Annotated in this window: 11 protein-coding genes and 3 pseudogenes; 9 read left to right on the forward strand and 5 right to left on the reverse strand. The window is 66.0% G+C overall.

The genetic code is table 11. From position 1 onward, the window contains the following. Positions 1-20: 20 nt before the first annotated feature. The 5 genes and pseudogenes from A5906_RS17885 to hpaH all read right to left on the reverse strand — a co-directional run bounded on the left by A5906_RS17885 (position 21) and on the right by hpaH (position 4,919). Positions 21-890, reverse strand: coding sequence for a fumarylacetoacetate hydrolase family protein (locus A5906_RS17885; protein ID WP_080136703.1), 870 nt, complete (start codon positions 888-890; stop codon positions 21-23). 177 nt (positions 891-1,067) lie between these two features. After that, a complete protein-coding gene (hpaD, locus tag A5906_RS17890) occupies positions 1,068-2,051 on the reverse strand; it encodes a 3,4-dihydroxyphenylacetate 2,3-dioxygenase (RefSeq protein WP_080136704.1) in 984 nt (327 codons plus the stop codon). Positions 2,052-2,151: 100 nt separating this feature from the next. Continuing rightward, on the reverse strand, positions 2,152-3,690 hold the full coding sequence (gene hpaE, locus A5906_RS17895; protein WP_080136705.1) for a 5-carboxymethyl-2-hydroxymuconate semialdehyde dehydrogenase: 1,539 nt from the start codon (positions 3,688-3,690) through the stop codon (positions 2,152-2,154). Continuing rightward, complete coding sequence (locus A5906_RS17900; RefSeq protein ID WP_080136706.1) at positions 3,683-4,081, reverse strand: 5-carboxymethyl-2-hydroxymuconate Delta-isomerase; 399 nt, start codon at positions 4,079-4,081, stop codon at positions 3,683-3,685. Before A5906_RS17900 ends, hpaE begins: the two co-directional genes overlap by 8 nt. Positions 4,082-4,114: 33 nt before the next feature. After that, a pseudogene (gene hpaH / locus A5906_RS17905) lies at positions 4,115-4,919 on the reverse strand (2-oxo-hept-4-ene-1,7-dioate hydratase). Positions 4,920-5,031: 112 nt separating this feature from the next. Here hpaH and hpaR point away from each other — a divergent pair. The 9 genes and pseudogenes from hpaR to A5906_RS17945 all read left to right on the forward strand — a co-directional run bounded on the left by hpaR (position 5,032) and on the right by A5906_RS17945 (position 17,203). After that, positions 5,032-5,550 (forward strand): homoprotocatechuate degradation operon regulator HpaR, encoded by a 519-nt coding sequence (gene hpaR / locus A5906_RS17910; RefSeq protein WP_080136707.1) that lies wholly within the window; start codon positions 5,032-5,034, stop codon positions 5,548-5,550. A 241-nt stretch (positions 5,551-5,791) separates the two neighbouring features. Beyond that, entirely contained in the window at positions 5,792-6,568 is a 777-nt protein-coding gene (locus A5906_RS17915) for an HpcH/HpaI aldolase family protein (protein WP_080136874.1), read from the forward strand. Between the two features lie 200 nt (positions 6,569-6,768). Beyond that, a complete protein-coding gene (locus A5906_RS17920; RefSeq protein WP_080136708.1) occupies positions 6,769-8,292 on the forward strand; it encodes a UxaA family hydrolase in 1,524 nt (507 codons plus the stop codon). 176 nt (positions 8,293-8,468) lie between these two features. Further along, on the forward strand, positions 8,469-8,990 hold the full coding sequence (locus tag A5906_RS17925) for a PAS domain-containing protein (RefSeq protein ID WP_080136709.1): 522 nt from the start codon (positions 8,469-8,471) through the stop codon (positions 8,988-8,990). Then, entirely contained in the window at positions 8,968-10,272 is a 1,305-nt protein-coding gene (locus A5906_RS17930) for a methyl-accepting chemotaxis protein (RefSeq protein WP_080136710.1), read from the forward strand. The genes A5906_RS17925 and A5906_RS17930 overlap by 23 nt, the downstream gene beginning before the upstream one ends. Positions 10,273-10,572: 300 nt before the next feature. Then, positions 10,573-12,598 (forward strand): annotated as a pseudogene (locus tag A5906_RS44550) (transglutaminase family protein); the annotation flags it as partial. A 1-nt stretch (position 12,599) separates the two neighbouring features. Next, positions 12,600-13,787: pseudogene (locus A5906_RS44555) on the forward strand (transglutaminase family protein); the annotation flags it as partial. 27 nt (positions 13,788-13,814) lie between these two features. Next, complete coding sequence (locus tag A5906_RS17940) at positions 13,815-16,328, forward strand: circularly permuted type 2 ATP-grasp protein (protein WP_080136711.1); 2,514 nt, start codon at positions 13,815-13,817, stop codon at positions 16,326-16,328. After that, positions 16,325-17,203, forward strand: coding sequence for a transglutaminase family protein (locus A5906_RS17945; protein WP_080136712.1), 879 nt, complete (start codon positions 16,325-16,327; stop codon positions 17,201-17,203). Before A5906_RS17940 ends, A5906_RS17945 begins: the two co-directional genes overlap by 4 nt. The last annotated feature ends 13 nt before the right edge of the window (positions 17,204-17,216 follow it).

The raw sequence follows: 17,216 nt of genomic DNA on the forward strand, positions 1-17,216 counted from the left end.
TATTCCATTTCGATTGTTGTTCAGGCTTCGTCGACCACGCCGTTTCGCAGCGTGCCGATGCCTTCGGCTGCGACCTCGATGACATCGCCAGGCTTCAGATAGCGCGGCGGATCAAACCGCGCACCGGCACCGGTCGGCGTGCCCGTCACAATGACGTCACCGGGGACCAGCGTTGCGAAGGTCGAGATATAGCCGATGAGATAGCGGAGCGTAAACATCAACCGGCTGGTACGGTCGTCCTGCCTGAGCTCGCCGTTGACATGCGTGGTGAGCCTGATGTCGGCGACCTGCGATTCCTGTGTGTAGGGCACCAGCCACGGACCGAGGCTGCCGCTGGAATCGAAGTTCTTGCCCTGGGTGACGTTGAACTTGGCATGGCGCAGCCAGTCGCGCACCGAGCCTTCATTGCACAGCGTCAGCGCGGCGATGTGATCGAGCGCGGCGCTCTCGGAAATGTGCCGGCCTTGCTTGCCGATCACCAGCACGATCTCGCCTTCATAGTCGAGCTGATGTGAAGCGCGCGGGCGCACCAGCGGCGTCTCGTGGCCGACGAAGGAGCGTGGATTGCGCATGAACATGCTCGGATATTTCGGCGCGTCCTGGCCATCCTTGTACTCGGCATTGCGGTCGGGATAGTTGACGCCGATGCAGATGATCTTCTCCGGCGCGGGCACCGGCGGCAGCCAGGTGATCTCGGCGAGCCCATGGTCCGGCGCGCGCCCGGCGGCTTCTTCCGCGAAGCTCACGAGCTTTCCGGCCGCGATGACTTCGCGCAGCGTTGGATAGTCCCTGGCGTAGCGCGCGGAGAGATCAACGATGCCGCCGTCCACGACGGCACCATAGCGGGCGTCGCCCTTGAAGGAATAGGTGGCGAGGCGAGGGAGTTTCATGGGCTGCCCATTGTTATGCGTCGTCCCGGCGAAGGCCGGGACCCATACCGCGGAATCTATCGTGAGGGCGCGATGACAATCTCGAGCAACGTGTCTTCGTCAAACTCCTCCCTGTGGTTAGGGGTCCCGGCGTGCGCCGGGACGACGGGTGGAGACAGGTCTTGAAACTCATCCGCATCAATCCGCCACCAGCACATCGGCAACGAATTTCGGCTCACGCACGGCCTGGCCCGTGAACGGCGAGCCCTGCTCGAACCAGGAGCGCGGTGCGGGAGCGCCCCACAGCGTCTGGCGGCGCGGATCGCGCAGCGACCAGCGCAGCGGCTCGTGGTCATGATCGCCGGTGAAGTAGTCGCTGGTGTAGAGTTCAAGGCGGTGGCCGTCAGGATCGCGCACATAGAGGAAGAACGCATTCGAGATGCCGTGGCGTCCGGGACCGCGCTCGATGTTCTTCACAAGGCCTTGCGAGGCCATGACGTCGCAGAGATGGATGATGTTCATCGCCGTCGGCGTCCAGTAGGCGAAATGGTGCAGCCGCGGACCCTTGCCGTTGGTGATCGCGAAATCGTGGACGTTGCCCTTGCGATGCATCCAGGCGGCGGCGATACGCCCGTTCGGCCCGTCCTCCTCGGCGTATTCGGTGAGGCGGAAGCCGAGCCGTGCGTAGAAATCGACGGTGTCCTGCACCTCGGCGGCGAAGACGTTGAAATGGTCGAGCCGCTGCGGGTGGCAGCCCCGATAGAGATCGTAGCGGCGGAGCAGATGCGGACGTTTGTCCATCGACGCATAGAGCTCGATCTGGAAGCCGAATGGATCGGTGAACTGAAGCGTGCGGCCCTGGAACGGCTGATCGACGAAGGCGTAGGCGAGGCCGTTCTCGGAGACGAACGCGGCGGCATTGTCGAGGTCTTTGTCGTTGCCGACCTTGAAGCCGAGCCTGTTGCAGGCGGGCACGGCGGCTTTCCGCAGCACCAGCGAATGATGCTGGTGCTCCTCGGCGGCGCGCAGGTACACGATCTTGTCGTCGGCATCCTCGACATGCAGGCCGACAATGGTCTCGTAGAACTCGCGGCTCAGCTTCAAATCAGTCACGTCGAGCACGACATGGCTGGAGCGGATGATGTTGAACGGCGGCTCGAAGACGTGTTGCGGTACGGGCATTGGCGTTTCCCCTCGTTAGGCCCCGTCATTCCGGGGACCGGGCCCGGAATCTCGAGGTTCCGGGTCCGATGCTTCGCATCGTCCCGGAACGACGGCGGTTCTAAATTCCCAGCTTCTGAATCTTGTGCGTGCCCCGCGCCAGCGAGACGTGCTTGGTTTCCATGTAGAAGTCGAACGAGTAGTCGCCGCCGTCGCGGCCTATCCCTGAGGCCTTCATGCCGCCGAACGGGGTCGGCAGATGGCGGACGTTCTCCGAGTTCAGCCAGATCATCCCGGCCTCCAGCGCATCGGCGACGCGCAAGGCGCGGCCGACGTCGTTGGTCCAGACGTAGCCAGTGAGGCCATAGCGGATGTCGTTGGCGATCGCGATCGCGTCCTTCTCGTCCTTGAAGGGCAGCACGGTGAGGAAGGGGCCGAATACCTCCTCCTGCGCCACGCGCATCTTGCCGTGTGCGCCGGTGACCAGCGTCGGCTCGACATAATGTCCCCCGCCCGGCCCGTCATAGGCTTTGCCGCCGACCGCGATCACAGCGCCGTCCTCGCGCGCGACGTCGAAATAGGAGCAGACCTTCGCCAGGTGCCGCTCGTGGATCAGCGGCCCGATCTCGGTGGCGGGATCGAGGGGATGGCCAACCTTCAGCGCCTTCACGCGAGCGGTCAGCTTCTCGACGAATTTTTCTGCGATGCTCTGCTGGATCAGCAGGCGGCTCGACGACGTGCAGCGCTCGCCGTTGAGCGAGTAGATCATGAACACGACGGCGTCGAGCGCGCGGTCGAGATCGGCGTCGTCGAACACGATCACCGGGTTCTTGCCGCCGAGTTCGAAATGCACGCGCTTCAGCGTCGGCGCGCCCTGAACCATGATCGCCGATCCCGTCGCGCTCTCGCCGACGAAGCCGATCGCCTTGATGGCGGGATGCTCGGTCAAAGCCTTGCCGGCCTCCTCGCCAAAGCCATGCACGGTGTTGAGCACGCCGTCGGGCACGCCGGCTTCCTTGACGAGCCTTGCCAGGATGGCGGCCGTCACCGGCGACCATTCGGCCGGCTTGTGTACGACGGTGCAGCCTGCCGCGAGAGCGGGGGCGATCTTCCAGGTCGAGAGCATGAACGGCGTGTTCCACGGCGTGATCACGCCGACCGGGCCGATCGGCACGCGGGTCGAGATGTTCCAGTGCTCGTCGCTCGGCGTGTTGAGGCCGTCGCGCGCCTCGGCGCATTTGTCGGCGAAGAAGCGGAAATTCTCGGCGGCACGGATCGCGGCCTTGGCCATGAAGCGATAGGCTTGTCCCGTGTCGATGCATTCGAGCACGGCGATGTCGTCGGCATTGTCCTCGATGGCATCCGCGACGCGATGCAGCAGCTTGCGCCGCATCGCGGGGGCCATATCCCGCCAGGACTTGAACGCGAGCGAAGCGGCCGTTGCTGCCGCATCGATATCCTCGGCATTGCCGCGCGCCACACTGGCGAGTACCGCGCCATCGACCGGCGACTTGGTCTCGAACGCCTCGCCGGAGATCGAGGCGACGATTTTGCCGTCGATCATGTGGCCGATGCCGTCCGCGCGCAGCGTCTTCAAGAGCGGCGCGACGCGGTCGCGGTTGGCCTGGAATACGTCGGCTTTCGGGGTGGGCTTATCCATGGGCAGCCTCCGCCTTCAGGGCGTCGTGGATGTTGTTGCGCTTCCAGCTGGTATCCTTGTCGTTGATCTGCATGTCGAACGACAACGCGAACTTGCTGGCGGCGAAGACGGGATCGAGATGTTTCGAGAGCGCCTGGAAGACGTGCTCGCCGGCCTTCTGGCGCGTCGGCAGGTCGCGGCCCTCGCCGATGCGCAGCACCATGTCGAGAAAACCGTAATCCTGCCTGTTATCCGCAATCGCATAATGCTCGCATCTGATGGCACGGACTCGGATGCCGCCGAGCGGGAAGATACCGGTCTCGACCGCGGCCTTGCGCACGACTTCGCAGACCGCGCCGATGTCGAGGCGGCCATCGAGATTAGCCGAATATTCGATCGTGAAATGCGGCATCGCGGTTTCACTCCCTGTCGTTTTTTGTTCGCCTCAAGCGAAGTAGCAGCTCACCGAGCCGTAGGCGCCATAATCGGCTTGAATTGTGTCGCCCTTGCGGGTCTCGATCGGGCGGATGAAGGAGCCGGCGAGCACGACCTGACCGGGCTCGAGCGCAAGGCCGAGCGGCGCGATCTTGTTGGCGAGCCACGCCACCGCCGTTGCGGGATGATTGAGCACGCCGGCGGCAAGACCAGTCTCTTCCAGCTGGCCGTTCTTGAAACAGAGCGCGCCGATCCAGCGCAGGTCGGCGTCCAGCGGACGGATCGGCCGTCCGCCGAGCACGATGCCGGCGTTGGCTGCATTGTCGGCGATGGTGTCGTAAATCTTGCGCGTCGCCTTGGTGTGAGGATCGACGCGCTCGATCCTCGTATCCAGGATCTCCAGCGCCGGCACCACGAAGTCGGTGGCGTTGAGCACGTCGAACATCGTGCAGTCGGGGCCGGCGAGCCGCTTGCTCATGACGAAGGCGAGCTCGGCCTCGACCCGCGTCGCGATGAATCGCTCGGTCGGGACCAGACCGCCATCGGCAAAGAACATGTCGTCGAGCAGCACGCCGGAATCCGGCTCGTCGATATTGAGCGCTCTGCATCGCCTTGGAGGTCAGGCCGATCTTGTGGCCCTTGACGATGCGCCCCTCCGCGATCTTGGCGTCGACCCAGGCCTTCTGAATCGCGTAGGCATCGGGGATGGTGATGTCAGGGAAATCCTGCGAGAGCTGCCGGATCTGCGTGCGGGTCTTCTCCGCCTGGTGCAGACGCCTCGCGCAAGCCTGAATATCGTCGTTGGAAAGCGCCATGCGTGATCTTACAAATCGTGGTGCCCGGAGATACTTAACATGTTAAGTGAATGCGTCAAACAGAATCTGGGCTTGCTGCACTGCAAACGTTTTTGCGGTCTGAAAGGGCGTCATGAGCAAGAGACCGGCTGATCCCGCGAACGGAAGCGCGCCAGCCGCGCGCCAAGTGCCGATGCGCGACTTCTCGCGCTCGCTGCCGATGTCGCTGCTGCGGGCACGCGAGGCGGTGATGCGGCAGTTCCGTCCCTCGCTACGCGAGCACGGCCTCACCGAGCAGCAATGGCGTATCCTGCGCGCGCTGGCCGCCATCGAGGCCGCCGAGGTCACGGAACTCGCGCGCACCGCGTTCCTGCTCGGACCGAGCCTGTCGCGTATCCTGCGTGATCTCGAGGCGCGCAACCTGATCGAGCGCAAGACGGCGAAGGCGGACCAGCGCCGCAGCATGGTCTCGATCTCGAAGGAGGGCGTGAAGCTGATGGCCTCCGTGGCGCCGACGTCGGAGGCGATCTACGCGGAGATCACCAGCCGCTTCGGCGCCCGCAAGCTCGCCGAATTGCAGGAGATGCTCGGCGAGCTCGAGCAGAGTCTGGCGGGGCTTGGCGCCGGCAACGAGGCAAGTGCCGAGGAGTGACAGCAGATATGCGCGAGCGCGCGGCGAGGGCCATGGACATCACCGCGTTTTTTCGCTCAAAGTGCCGCCCAAGCCGATTGCGTGAAAGTCGGCGCCCGAACGGATAACGCCACCTTGCCGGATGACGTCTTGCGTCATCGCGAGCGTAGCGCGGCGATCGAGTTCACGGTAATAACGGCATTGCCTTGTCGCGGCGCTCGTCATGGTGACGACGGTCCAAACAACAAAGAAGGAAGGCAACGTGGCGAACAAAGTCAAGGAAATCTGGAAGTCGGGCAAGGCCGTGGTCAATGCGTGGCTGGCAATTCCCTCCGGCTTCTCGGCCGAGATGGTCGCGCAATGCGGCTTCGACAGCGTCACGGTCGACATGCAGCACGGCGTGCAGGACTATCTCTCGATGGTGCAGTGCTTCCAGGCCATGGACAAGCACCCGGTCACCCCGATGGTCCGCGTGCCCTGGAACGAGCCCGGCATCATCGGCAAGGTGCTCGATGGCGGCGCCTATGGCGTGATCTGCCCGATGGTCAACACGCCGCAGGAAGCCAGAAACCTCGTCTCCTACGCGAAATATCCGCCGAAGGGCGTGCGCTCCAACGGCCCGATCCGCGCCGGCATGTACGGCACCGCCGGCTCCTATCAGAAGACGGCGAATGATGAGATCGTCCTGCTGCCGATGATGGAGACGAAGACCGCGGTCGAGAACATGGAAGCGATCCTCGATGTCGAAGGCATCGACGGCGTCTATATCGGCCCGTCCGATCTCGGCTTCTCCTACGGCCTCGAGCCGAAGCTCGACCGCAGCGAGCCCGAGATTCTCGCGATCTACGAGAAGATCATCAAGGAATGCGGCAAGCGTGGTCTCAATCCCGGCATCCATTGCAGCGGCGCGGAAGGCGCCGCGCGCGCCATCAACATGGGCTTCAAGCTGGTGACGCTCTCGAACGAGGTCGGCCTGATGACGACCTATGCCAAGATGCAGGTCAACGCGACCCGCAAGGAATCGGGCGGCAAGGCCTGAGCTCCCGTGTCGCGGACGCGATGCAGCGTGCAGCGCTGCGTCGCAGAGCCGGGACCCAGAAGCCAGCGAAGCACGTGACGCAACACTGGGCCCCGGATCTGTAGCGCACCGCCATAGCGCGTCGAAGACGCGCGCAAACGCGCTAATGGCGCCGCGCAGCGTCCGGGGCAGGATACTTTTCAAGACCAAGGAGACCTCCCATGACCATCAGCCCCGTCATCCGCCTGCATCCCGATGATGGCGTGGTGATCGCGCGCGCGAGCCTGCCGCCGGGAACGTTGGTGGCCGCTGGCGTGACCACGGTCGATCGCATTCCCTCCGGCCACAAGGTCGCGATCAAGCCGATCGCCGTCGGTGAGCCCGTGATCCGTTACGGCCAGATCATCGGCTTTGCGACCATTCCGATCGCGCCGGGCCAGCACGTGCACGTGCAGAACTGCGGCATGGGTGACTTCGCCAAGGACTATGCCTATTGCGCCGACGTCAAGCCGACGCCGAATTTCGACCTGCCCGCGACGTTCGAGGGCATCCGCCGCCCGGATGGGCGCGTCGCCACGCGCAACTATATCGGCATCCTCACCTCGGTGAACTGCAGCGCGCATGTCGCAAGCCTCGTCGCCGACGTCTTCAAGAAGAACCCCTTCACCGGCGACAATCCGCTGGCCGATTTTCCCAACGTCGACGGCGTGGTCGCGCTGACCCACAAGACCGGCTGCGGCATGACGCAGAACGAGCCGCTGGCGCTGCTCCGCCGCACGCTCGGCGGCTATGCGCGGCACGTCAATTTCTCCCACGTCATCGTGCTCGGCCTCGGCTGCGAGGTGAACCAGATCGGCGGCCTGATGGAAGAGCAGAAGCTCGCCGGCCGGCTGCGCGCGATGGACATCCAGGAGGTCGGCGGCACCCGCAAGACGGTCGAGGCAGGCGTCGCCTTCGTGCGCGAGGCGCTCACTGACGCCAACAAAGTCAAGCGCGAGACGGTGCCGGCGAGCGAATTGACCGTGGCCCTGCAATGCGGCGGCTCGGACGGTTATTCCGGCGTGTCGGCCAATCCTGCGCTCGGTGCAGCCAGCGATCTCGTCGTCCGTCATGGCGGCACCGTGATCCTGTCGGAGACGCCGGAGACCTACGGTGCCGAACATCTGCTCACGCGCCGCGCCGTCAGCCGCGAGGTCGGCGAGAAGCTGGTCGATCTCATGCGCTGGTGGGACGAATACACGACGCGCGAAGGCGCCGAGATGAACGCCAATCCGAGCCCCGGGAACAAGGCGGGCGGCCTTACCACCATCCTGGAGAAATCGCTCGGCGCGATGGCCAAGGCCGGCACCACCAATCTCGTCGAGGTGCTGCGCTATGCCGAGCCGGTCACCAAGCGCGGCTTCGTGTTCATGGACACGCCCGGTTACGATCCCGTGGCGGCGACAGGGCAGGTCGCCGGCGGCGCCAACCTCGTCTGCTTCACCACCGGCCGCGGCAGCGTGTTCGGCTGCAAGCCGGCGCCGTCGATCAAGCTCGCCACCAACACGCCGATGTACAAGCGCATGGAAGAGGACATGGACGTCAATTGCGGCACCATCCTCGAAGGCGAGGAGAGCGTCGAGCAATGCGGCCAGCGCATTTTCGATCTCATCCTCAAGACCGCTTCCGGCCAGCCGACCAAGAGCGAAAGCTTCGATTTCGGCGGCGCCGAGTTCGCGCCCTGGGTGCTGGGGGCGACGATGTAACGCTGCCGATGCACCTCGCTGCAGGAGGACGCGGACACCTACGTAGTCATACGTAGGTGTCATATGACCGCGGCGGTTCCCGCGGTCACTTGGGATTAACATTTCGCATCGTAATCGTGAGGTGATGCGGGCGACTCCTTCGAGGGCGCGCTGCCCTTCGACAGGATTCGTCAACGATGACGCGTGCGATACGGCCGACTGGCGTGGAAAATCTCCTCGGCGAGGAGGAGCTGATCGTCTCCAAGACCGATCTCAAGGGCCGCATCACCTACGCCAACGACGTCTTCATCCGTATGGCGAAATACAGCTACGCCGAGCTGATGGGCGCGCCCCACAGCCTGATCCGTCATCCCGACATGCCGCGCGCCGTGTTCAAGCTGCTCTGGGATACGCTGCAGTCCAAGCAGGAGATCTTCGCCTACGTCGTCAACCTGGCGAAGGACGGCAGCCATTACTGGGTGTTCGCCCACGTCACGCCGACCTTCGACGAGCGCGGCAATATCGTCGGCTATCACTCCAACCGCCGCAAGCCCGATCCGGCGCAGGTCGAGCGCATCAAGCCGATCTACAAGACGCTGTGCGCGGAAGAGGCGCGGCATGCCAATGCCAAGGACGGCATGCATGCCAGCTTCGAGGCGATGGTCGGACTGCTCAAGCAACAGGGTGTCGGTTACGATGAATTTGTGCTCTCTCTCTAAGGCGCAGGGAGCGACCGCGCTCGCATGTGGTCTTGCCGTCGTTGCGTTTGGACTTTCACTTCTCGGGGTGAACGGAATCATCGGTACTGCGCTGCTTGGCGCGACGGTCGGGCTGCTCGGCTACGCCGTCTGGTGCCAGCATCGCACGGCGGTGGCGGTCGATGAGGTCGCCGATGTCTGCCGCAAGGCGGCGCAGGGCGATCTCGAGGCGCGCATCCTGAGCGAGCGGCAGACCGGGCGGATCGGCTCGATCCAGAAATCCGTCAACGACATGCTCGACATCACCGATGCCTTCCAGCGCGAAGCCTCGGCATCGATGGAGTATGCCAGCCGCGGCAAGTATTTCCGCAAGATCCTGGCGCGCGGACTACCCGGCTCGTTCCGCCGTTCGGCCACCGTCATCAATTCCGGCACCGACAGCCTCGGCCGTCGTGTGGTCGAAATCGCCGGCCTCGCAAAACAGTTCGGCACGCATCTCGACCAGGTTGCCGGCACGCTGATGGGCGCCGCGACCGATCTCGAATCCGACGCCGGCCAGATGGCGGCGGCGGCCGAGAAGACCAGCCGGCAGACCTCGGGCGTGCTCAGCGCCTCCGACCAGGCCTCGCGCAACGTCGCGACCGTCGCCAGCGCGGCGGAGCAGCTCGCGTCCTCGATCGCCGAGATCGGCCGTCAGGTGAACGGCTCGACCGCGAGCACGGGGCGGGCCGTGGACGAGGCCAATCGCGCCGGCAGCGAGATCCGCAACCTGGCAGACGCCGCGATGCGGATCGGCGACGTCGTCAAGCTGATCAGCGAGATCGCCTCGCAGACCAACCTGCTCGCGCTCAACGCCACCATCGAGGCAGCGCGGGCTGGCGAAGCCGGTCGCGGCTTTGCGGTGGTGGCCTCCGAGGTCAAGAGTCTCGCCAACCAGACCGCAAAGGCCACCGAGGAGATCAGCGCCAAGGTCGGCGAGATGCAGCAATCGACCACCAACTCGGTCGCGGCCGTCGAGGCGATCGCGCAGACCATCGCCGAGATCAACGGCATCACCTCTTCGATCGCGACCTCGATCGAGCAGCAGGGCCTTGCCACCCGCGAGATCGCCCGCAACGTCCAGGAAGCCTCGGCCGGCACCTCCCAGGTCTCCTCCAACGTCACGGGCATCAGCGACGCCGCTGCGGACACCGGCCGCGTCGCCAGCCGCGTCAACAGCGCCTCCGAGCGCGTTCACGGCGAGGTCGAGACCCTCCGCCGCGAGGTGACGCAGTTCCTGCAGCGTCTGACCTCGGCGGCGTAGGGCTTTCGCCACCCACCGCTGTCGTCCCGGATCTGCGCTCCGCTCTGGGCAACGCTGCGCGTTGACCAGAGCTCTGCTTGTCCGAGACGACGTGCGTGGGAGGAGGGCGTAGCCGCAATCTCCGCCGTTATCCCAACAAAGCCGGGGGACCGGGATACTTCCTAGGCACCCGCTGCCCGTTGTTAGTGCTTGATCGCATTGACGTCAGGTGTTCTGCTCAAAAAAGCTGCTGGAGCACCGCACCCCGTGTCGATCTACGTCGCATTACACCACGTCACGCACTACAAATACGACCGCCCGATCGATCTTGGCCCGCAGACTATCCGCCTGCGGCCGGCGCCGCACACGCGCACGCCGATCCTGAGCTATTCGCTCAAGGTCACCCCGGCCAACCATTTCGTGAACTGGCAGCAGGACCCGCAAGGCAACTGGCTCGCGCGCTACGTCTTTCCGGAGAAGACCACCGAGCTGAAATTCGAGGTCGACTTCACGGCGCAGATGACCGTGGTCAACCCGTTCGACTTCTTCGTCGAGCCCTACGCCGACAGCTTTCCGTTCGACTATCCGAAGGACCTGAAGACCGAGCTCGCGCCCTATCTGGAGACGATCAAGCCCGATCCCGAGTTCGCAAAATACCTCGCCTCGATCCCGCGCGAGGCGCCGAACACGGTCAACTTCCTGGTCGAGCTCAATCGCGAGCTGCAGAAGAAGATCCGCTACATCATCCGCATGGAGCCGGGGGTGCAGACGCCGGAGGAGACGCTCGTCTCCTGCGCCGGCTCATGCCGCGACTCCGCCTGGCTGCTGATCCAGACGCTGCGCCATCTCGGCCTCGCCGCGCGCTTCGTCTCCGGCTACCTGATCCAGATCCGTCCCGACATCGACCCGATCGAGGGGCCGCCGGAAGTCGAGAATGATTTTACCGATCTGCACGCCTGGGCCGAGGTCTACCTGCCGGGCGCGGGCTGGATCGGTTTCGACGCCACCTCCGGCATGCTGGCAGGCGAGGGGCACATCCCGGTTGCCGCCACACCGCATTATCGCTCGGCCGCGCCAATCTCCGGCGGCGCCGGTTTTGCCGAGGTCGAGTTCGCCTTCGACATGAGCGTGAGGCGCATCCGCGAGGCGCCGCGCATCACAAAGCCGTTCTCCGATGAATCCTGGGCGCGACTCAACGATCTCGGCGAGCAGGTCGACGGCGATCTCGCCGCGCAGGATGTGCGGCTGACCATGGGCGGCGAGCCGACCTTCGTCTCGGTCGACGATCTCGAAGCGGGCGAGTGGAACACGGAAGCCGTCGGTCCGACCAAGCGCACGCTTGCGGACGACCTGATCCGCCGCCTGCGCACGCGCTTCGCGTCCGGCGGGCTTCTGCACTACGGCCAGGGCAAATGGTACCCGGGCGAGAGCCTGCCGCGCTGGGCCTTCGGCCTCTACTGGCGCAAGGACGGCGTCCCGATCTGGAAGAACGCCGATCTCATCGCGAAGATCGAAAATCCGCGGCGGCCCGAGGTCAGGGACGCCGAGGCCTTCATGGAAGGCACCGCCGCGCGGCTCGGTGTCGATCTCGGCTACATCATGCCCGCCTATGAGGACCCGGCCTATTGGCTTCAAAAGGAAGCTGATCTTCCGATCAATGTCGATCCGACAGATTCAAAGTTGTCCGACCCCGAAGCACGCGCCCGCATGGCACGGGTGTTCGAGCAGGGCCTGACCACGCCGCGCGGCTTCGTGCTGCCGATCCAGCGCTGGAATGCGCCGCCGCGCTGGCGCAGCGAGCGCTGGCCGCTCCGGCGCAATCATCTGTTCCTGACGCCGGGCGATTCACCGCTCGGCCTGCGCCTGCCGATGGGCTCGCTCGGCTACGTTCCGCCGAACCAATATCCCTACATCATCGAGCAGGACCCGATGGAGCCGCGGGGCAAGCTGCCGGTGTTCACCCGTATGGCACGACCGCCGGCGCCGCCGCGCACGGCCCCTGAATATCTCAACACCGCGATTCCTGTCCGCACCGCGATGGCGGTGGAGATCCGCGACGGCGTGATCTGCGCCTTCATGCCGCCGGTCGAGCGCATCGAGGATTATCTCGAATTGATCTCGGCGCTGGAAGACACCGCCGAGGAGATGCAGCTCCCCGTCCATGTCGAGGGCTATCCGCCGCCATTCGATCCCCGCATCGAGGTCATCAAGGTGACGCCCGATCCCGGGGTCATCGAGATCAACATCCAGCCGGCGAAGAGCTGGCGCGATGCGGTCGAGATCACCTCCGGCCTCTACGAGGACGCCGCCAAGGTGCGGCTCGGCGCCAACCGCTTCCTCGTCGACGNCGCCACACCGGCACCGGCGGCGGCAACCATGTCGTGGTCGGCGGCTCGAGCCCGCAGGACTCGCCGTTCCTGCGCCGGCCCGATCTCTTGAAGAGTCTGGTCTTGTACTGGCAGCGGCATCCCTCGCTGTCCTACTTCTTCTCCGGCCTCTTCATCGGCCCGACCAGCCAGGCGCCGCGCATCGACGAGGCGCGCCACGACAGCATCTACGAGCTCGAGATCGCGCTTTCGCACGTGCCGCCGCCGGGCTATCAGACGCCGCTCTGGCTGGTGGACCGGTTGTTCCGGCACCTGCTCGTCGACATCACCGGCAACACCCACCGCGCCGAGATCTGCATCGACAAGCTCTATTCGCCGGAAGGGCCGACGGGGCGGCTCGGCCTCGTCGAATTCCGCGCGCTCGAAATGCCGCCGGATCCGCGCATGTCGCTGGCGCAGCAGCTCCTGATCCGCGCGCTGATCGCAAAGTTCTGGCGCGAGCCGCAACTGGGCAAGTTCGTGCGCTGGGGCACCGCGCTGCACGACCGCTTCATGCTGCCGCATTTCATCTGGGAAGATTTCTTGGACGTGCTCTCCGAGCTCAAGCAGTTCGGCTATCCGTTCGAGCCGGAATGGTATCTGGCGCAGCTCGAATTCCGCTTCCCCGCCTTCGGCCGCGTCCATCATGGTGGCGTGACGCTGGAGCTTCGCCAGGCGCTGGAGCCTTGGCACGTGCTCGGCGAGGAGGGCTCCGCCGGCGGCACGGTGCGCTATGTCGATAGCTCGGTCGAGCGGCTTCAGGTCAAGGCAGAGGGCTTTGTCGAGGGCCGCCACATCGTCACCTGCAACGGCCGCCGCCTGCCGATGACCTCGACCGGCCGCTCGGCGGAGGCCGTCGCCGGCGTCCGCTTCAAGGCCTGGCAGCCGGCCTCCGGCCTGCACCCGACCATCCCGGTCCACGCGCCCCTGACCTTTGATCTGATCGACACCTGGAACGGCCGCTCGCTTGGCGGCTGCGTCTATCATGTCGCCCATCCCGGCGGGCGCAACTACGACACCAAGCCGGTCAACACCTACGAGGCCGAGGCGCGGCGGCTGGCGCGCTTCCAGGACCACGGCCACACCCCGGGTCCGATGCAGCCGCCGCCCGAGGAACGCACAAATGAATTTCCGCTGACCCTCGACTTGCGGACCCCGCTCCTGCAATGAGTATGAGGGTAGGGGAGATAATGGCCCATGGGCGAGGGCGCAGCCGAAGACAACGACCAGGCGGGCAGCGCATCGGCCCGGAGCCGCGTTGCGCAATGGGTCCGCGACTATAGCCGCCTGCCCGGCATCCCCGACGAGTTCCTGGGGCCCGACGGCGCCCCGCGCGCGGTCTGGAGCCGGTTCTTCGATGCCTTCGGCGCGCTCGCGCCCGACGAGATCGAGCGGCGCTTCGGCATGGCCGACCGCCACCTCCGCGAGGCCGGCGTCACCTACCGCGCCCCCGGCGACAGCGCCGACCGGCCCTGGTCCCTCAGCCACCTGCCGCTGCTGATCGACGAGGCCGACTGGAAGCAGCTTTGCGCCGGCATCACCCAGCGTGCCGAGCTGCTCGAGCTCGTGCTGCGCGACATCTATGGCGAGGGCCGGCTGGTCGCCGAAGGCGCGCTGCCCGCGGCCGCGATCGCCGGCAGCCCCGAATATCTGCGCCCCGTCTGCGGCGTGCCGCCGCCGGGCGGGCGCTATCTCTCGCTCTATGCCGCAGACGTCGGCCGCGGTCCGGACGGCCGCTGGTGGGTGCTCGGCGACCGCACCCAGGCGCCGTCTGGCGCAGGCTACGCGCTGGAAAACCGCCTGGTGCTCTCGCGCGCCTTCTCCGATCTCTACAAGTCGATGAACGTGCCGCGCGTCGCGCCGTTCTTCGAGGCCTTTCGAGATTCGCTTCGCGCGCGCGCCGATCGCGACGAGCCGCGGATCGGCGTGCTCACCCCCGGCAGCTTCAGCGAAACTTATTTCGAGCACGCGACGCTGGCGCGCTACCTCGGCTTCCTGCTGGTCGAGGGCGACGATCTCGCCGTCAGCGACAACCGCGTCCACATCCGCACCGTCGCCGGCCTCAAGCGGCTCGATGTGCTGCTGCGCCGTGTCGATTCCAACTCGCTCGATCCGCTCGAGCTCGACGCGTCCTCGCGGCTGGGGGTGCCCGGCCTGATCGACGTGCTGCGCAAGGACGGCGTCGTCGTCGCCAACATGCCGGGCTCGGGCGTCTTGGAGGCGCGGGCGCTGCTCGGCTTCCTGCCGGCGCTGAGCCGGCGCCTGCTCGGTGAAGAGCTGAAGATGCCGCACATCGCGACCTGGTGGTGCGGCCAGCGCAGCGCCCGTGATGAAGTGCTGTCGCGGCTCGACGAGGTCGCGATCGAAGGCGCCTACCGGCGCGGCGTGCCCGGCTTCGATTCCAGCGGCCCGGTGCTCGCGAGCGAGCTCGACGCAAATGGCCGACAACGCCTGATCGACGGCATCGCCGCGCGCGGCATGGACTATGTCGGCCAGGAGGTGGTCCGGCTCTCGACCATGCCGGTGTGGGAGCAGGGCCAGCTGACCCCGCGTCCCTTCGTGCTGCGCGTGTTCGCGGCGGCGACGCCCGACGGCTGGGCGATCATGCCCGGCGGCTTCTGCCGGATCGCCGAGCAGCCGGACGCCCGCGCGGTGTCGATGGGCGACGGCGCCCGCGCCGCCGACGTCTGGGTGGTCTCCGACAAGCAGGTCTCGACCGCGACGCTTCTGCCCGCGACCGACAAGGTCCGCATCCGCCGCATCGCCGGCGTGCTGCCGAGCCGCGCCGCCGACAATCTGTTCTGGCTCGGCCGCTATCTCGAGCGCGCCGAGGCGACGCTGCGCCTCGTGCGCGCGCTGGGCTCGCCGAGCGGGCCCAACAAGGGCACCGCGGCCTCGCTGCAATCGTCCGAGCGCATCCAGCGCCTGCTGGTGGCCTGGGGCGCGATCTCGCAGACCTCGCGCGCGGCGCCAGGGCGCATCGCCGCCGAGGCGCTGCAGAGCGCGGAGCGCTTCGGCTCGGCGCTGTCGCTGGTGCGCGCGGCGCAGCGCACGGCGACGTCCTTGCGCGAACGGCTGTCGCCGGACGCCTGGCAGGTCATCACCGAGATGGCCGAGCGCCTCGCGTACGAGGTCGAGGACGACGACAGCGTGCTGAGCGCGGCCGAGCTGACCCTGCAGGAGCTTGCGAGCTTCGCGGGCCTCGCGCAGGAGAACATGAACCGCGCCGCCGGCTGGCGCTTCCTCGACATCGGCCGCCGCACCGAGCGCGCCATCAACACCACGCGCTTTGCTCGTCAATTTGCATATGACGAGGCCGGCGACGAGGATCTCGACATCCTGCTGACGCTGGTGGATTCCCAGATCACCTACCGTTCGCGCTATTTGCTTGCGCCAATCCTGGCGCCCGTGCGCGACCTCGCGGTGCTCGACGGCTACAATCCGCGCTCGGTGGCGTTCCAGGTGGCGACCTTGAACGAGCACATCGCAGCGCTGCCGAGCCTGAAGGAGCACGGCTTGATCGAGAAGCCGCAGCGCCTTGCGGTGGCGGTGCAGGCGATGCTGGCAACAACCGAAGCCGAGAAGCTCGAGGTCAAGACGCTGTTCGCGCTGGAGCAGGATCTGCTCGGCCTCGCCGAGGCGGTCGGGCTGCACTATTTCCCGCACGGCCCGAACGCCAGCCGGCCGGAAAAGCTGACGGGGCTGGCGTGATCTACGACATCCGTCACGTCACGACCTATGAATACGAAAGTCCGGTCAGCTTCGCCCGCTGCACGCTGCGGCTGGAGCCGAAAAGCGGCAACGGCCAGGAGCTGATCTCGCATCAGGTCGAGATCCGTCCGCGCTCCTCCGAGCGCAACGTCCGCCGCGATTTCTTTGGCACGCTGACCGAGAGCGTGGTGATCGAGACCGCGCATCGAAACTTGCGCATCGACTCGCGCTCGCGCGTCTCCGTCTTGCGCCAGCCGCCGGCGCGCGACGCCGTCAGTCCGCCCTGGGAGAGCATCCGCGACATCGCCTTCGAGGCGACCAGCCTCGGGCCGTCTTCGCCGGTCGGCTATGTCTTTGCCAGTCCGCTGGTGCCGGTGCTGCGCCCGGTCAGCGCCTATGCGGCGGAGAGCTTTCCGCCCGGCGAGGGTATCCTCAAAGGCGCGGTCGATCTCATGCATCGCATTCGCAACCAGTTTCGTTACGACCCCAAGGCCACGGTGATCTCGACGCCGCTGAACGAGGTCTTCGACAAGCGCCACGGCGTCTGCCAGGATTTTGCCCATGTGATGATCGCAGGGCTGCGCGGGCTCGGTCTGCCAGCGGCCTATGTCAGCGGCTATCTGCGCACCATTCCGCCGCCGGGCCAGCCGCGCCTGCAAGGCGCCGACGCGACCCATGCCTGGGTGTCCCTGTGGTGCGGGGCGGAGCTGGGCTGGGTCGATTTCGATCCGACCAACGATCTTCTGGTCGCGAACGACCATATCGTGCTCGCGGTGGCACGCGACTTCTCCGACGTCTCGCCGGTCGACGGCATCATCGTCGGCTCGCCGAAGCAGAAGCTCGGCGTCGCGGTCGACGTGTTGCTGGTGGAGTGATGGCGGATTCCAT

The sequence above is a fragment of the Bradyrhizobium sacchari genome, from assembly GCF_002068095.1.
Taxonomy (GTDB): domain Bacteria; phylum Pseudomonadota; class Alphaproteobacteria; order Rhizobiales; family Xanthobacteraceae; genus Bradyrhizobium; species Bradyrhizobium sacchari.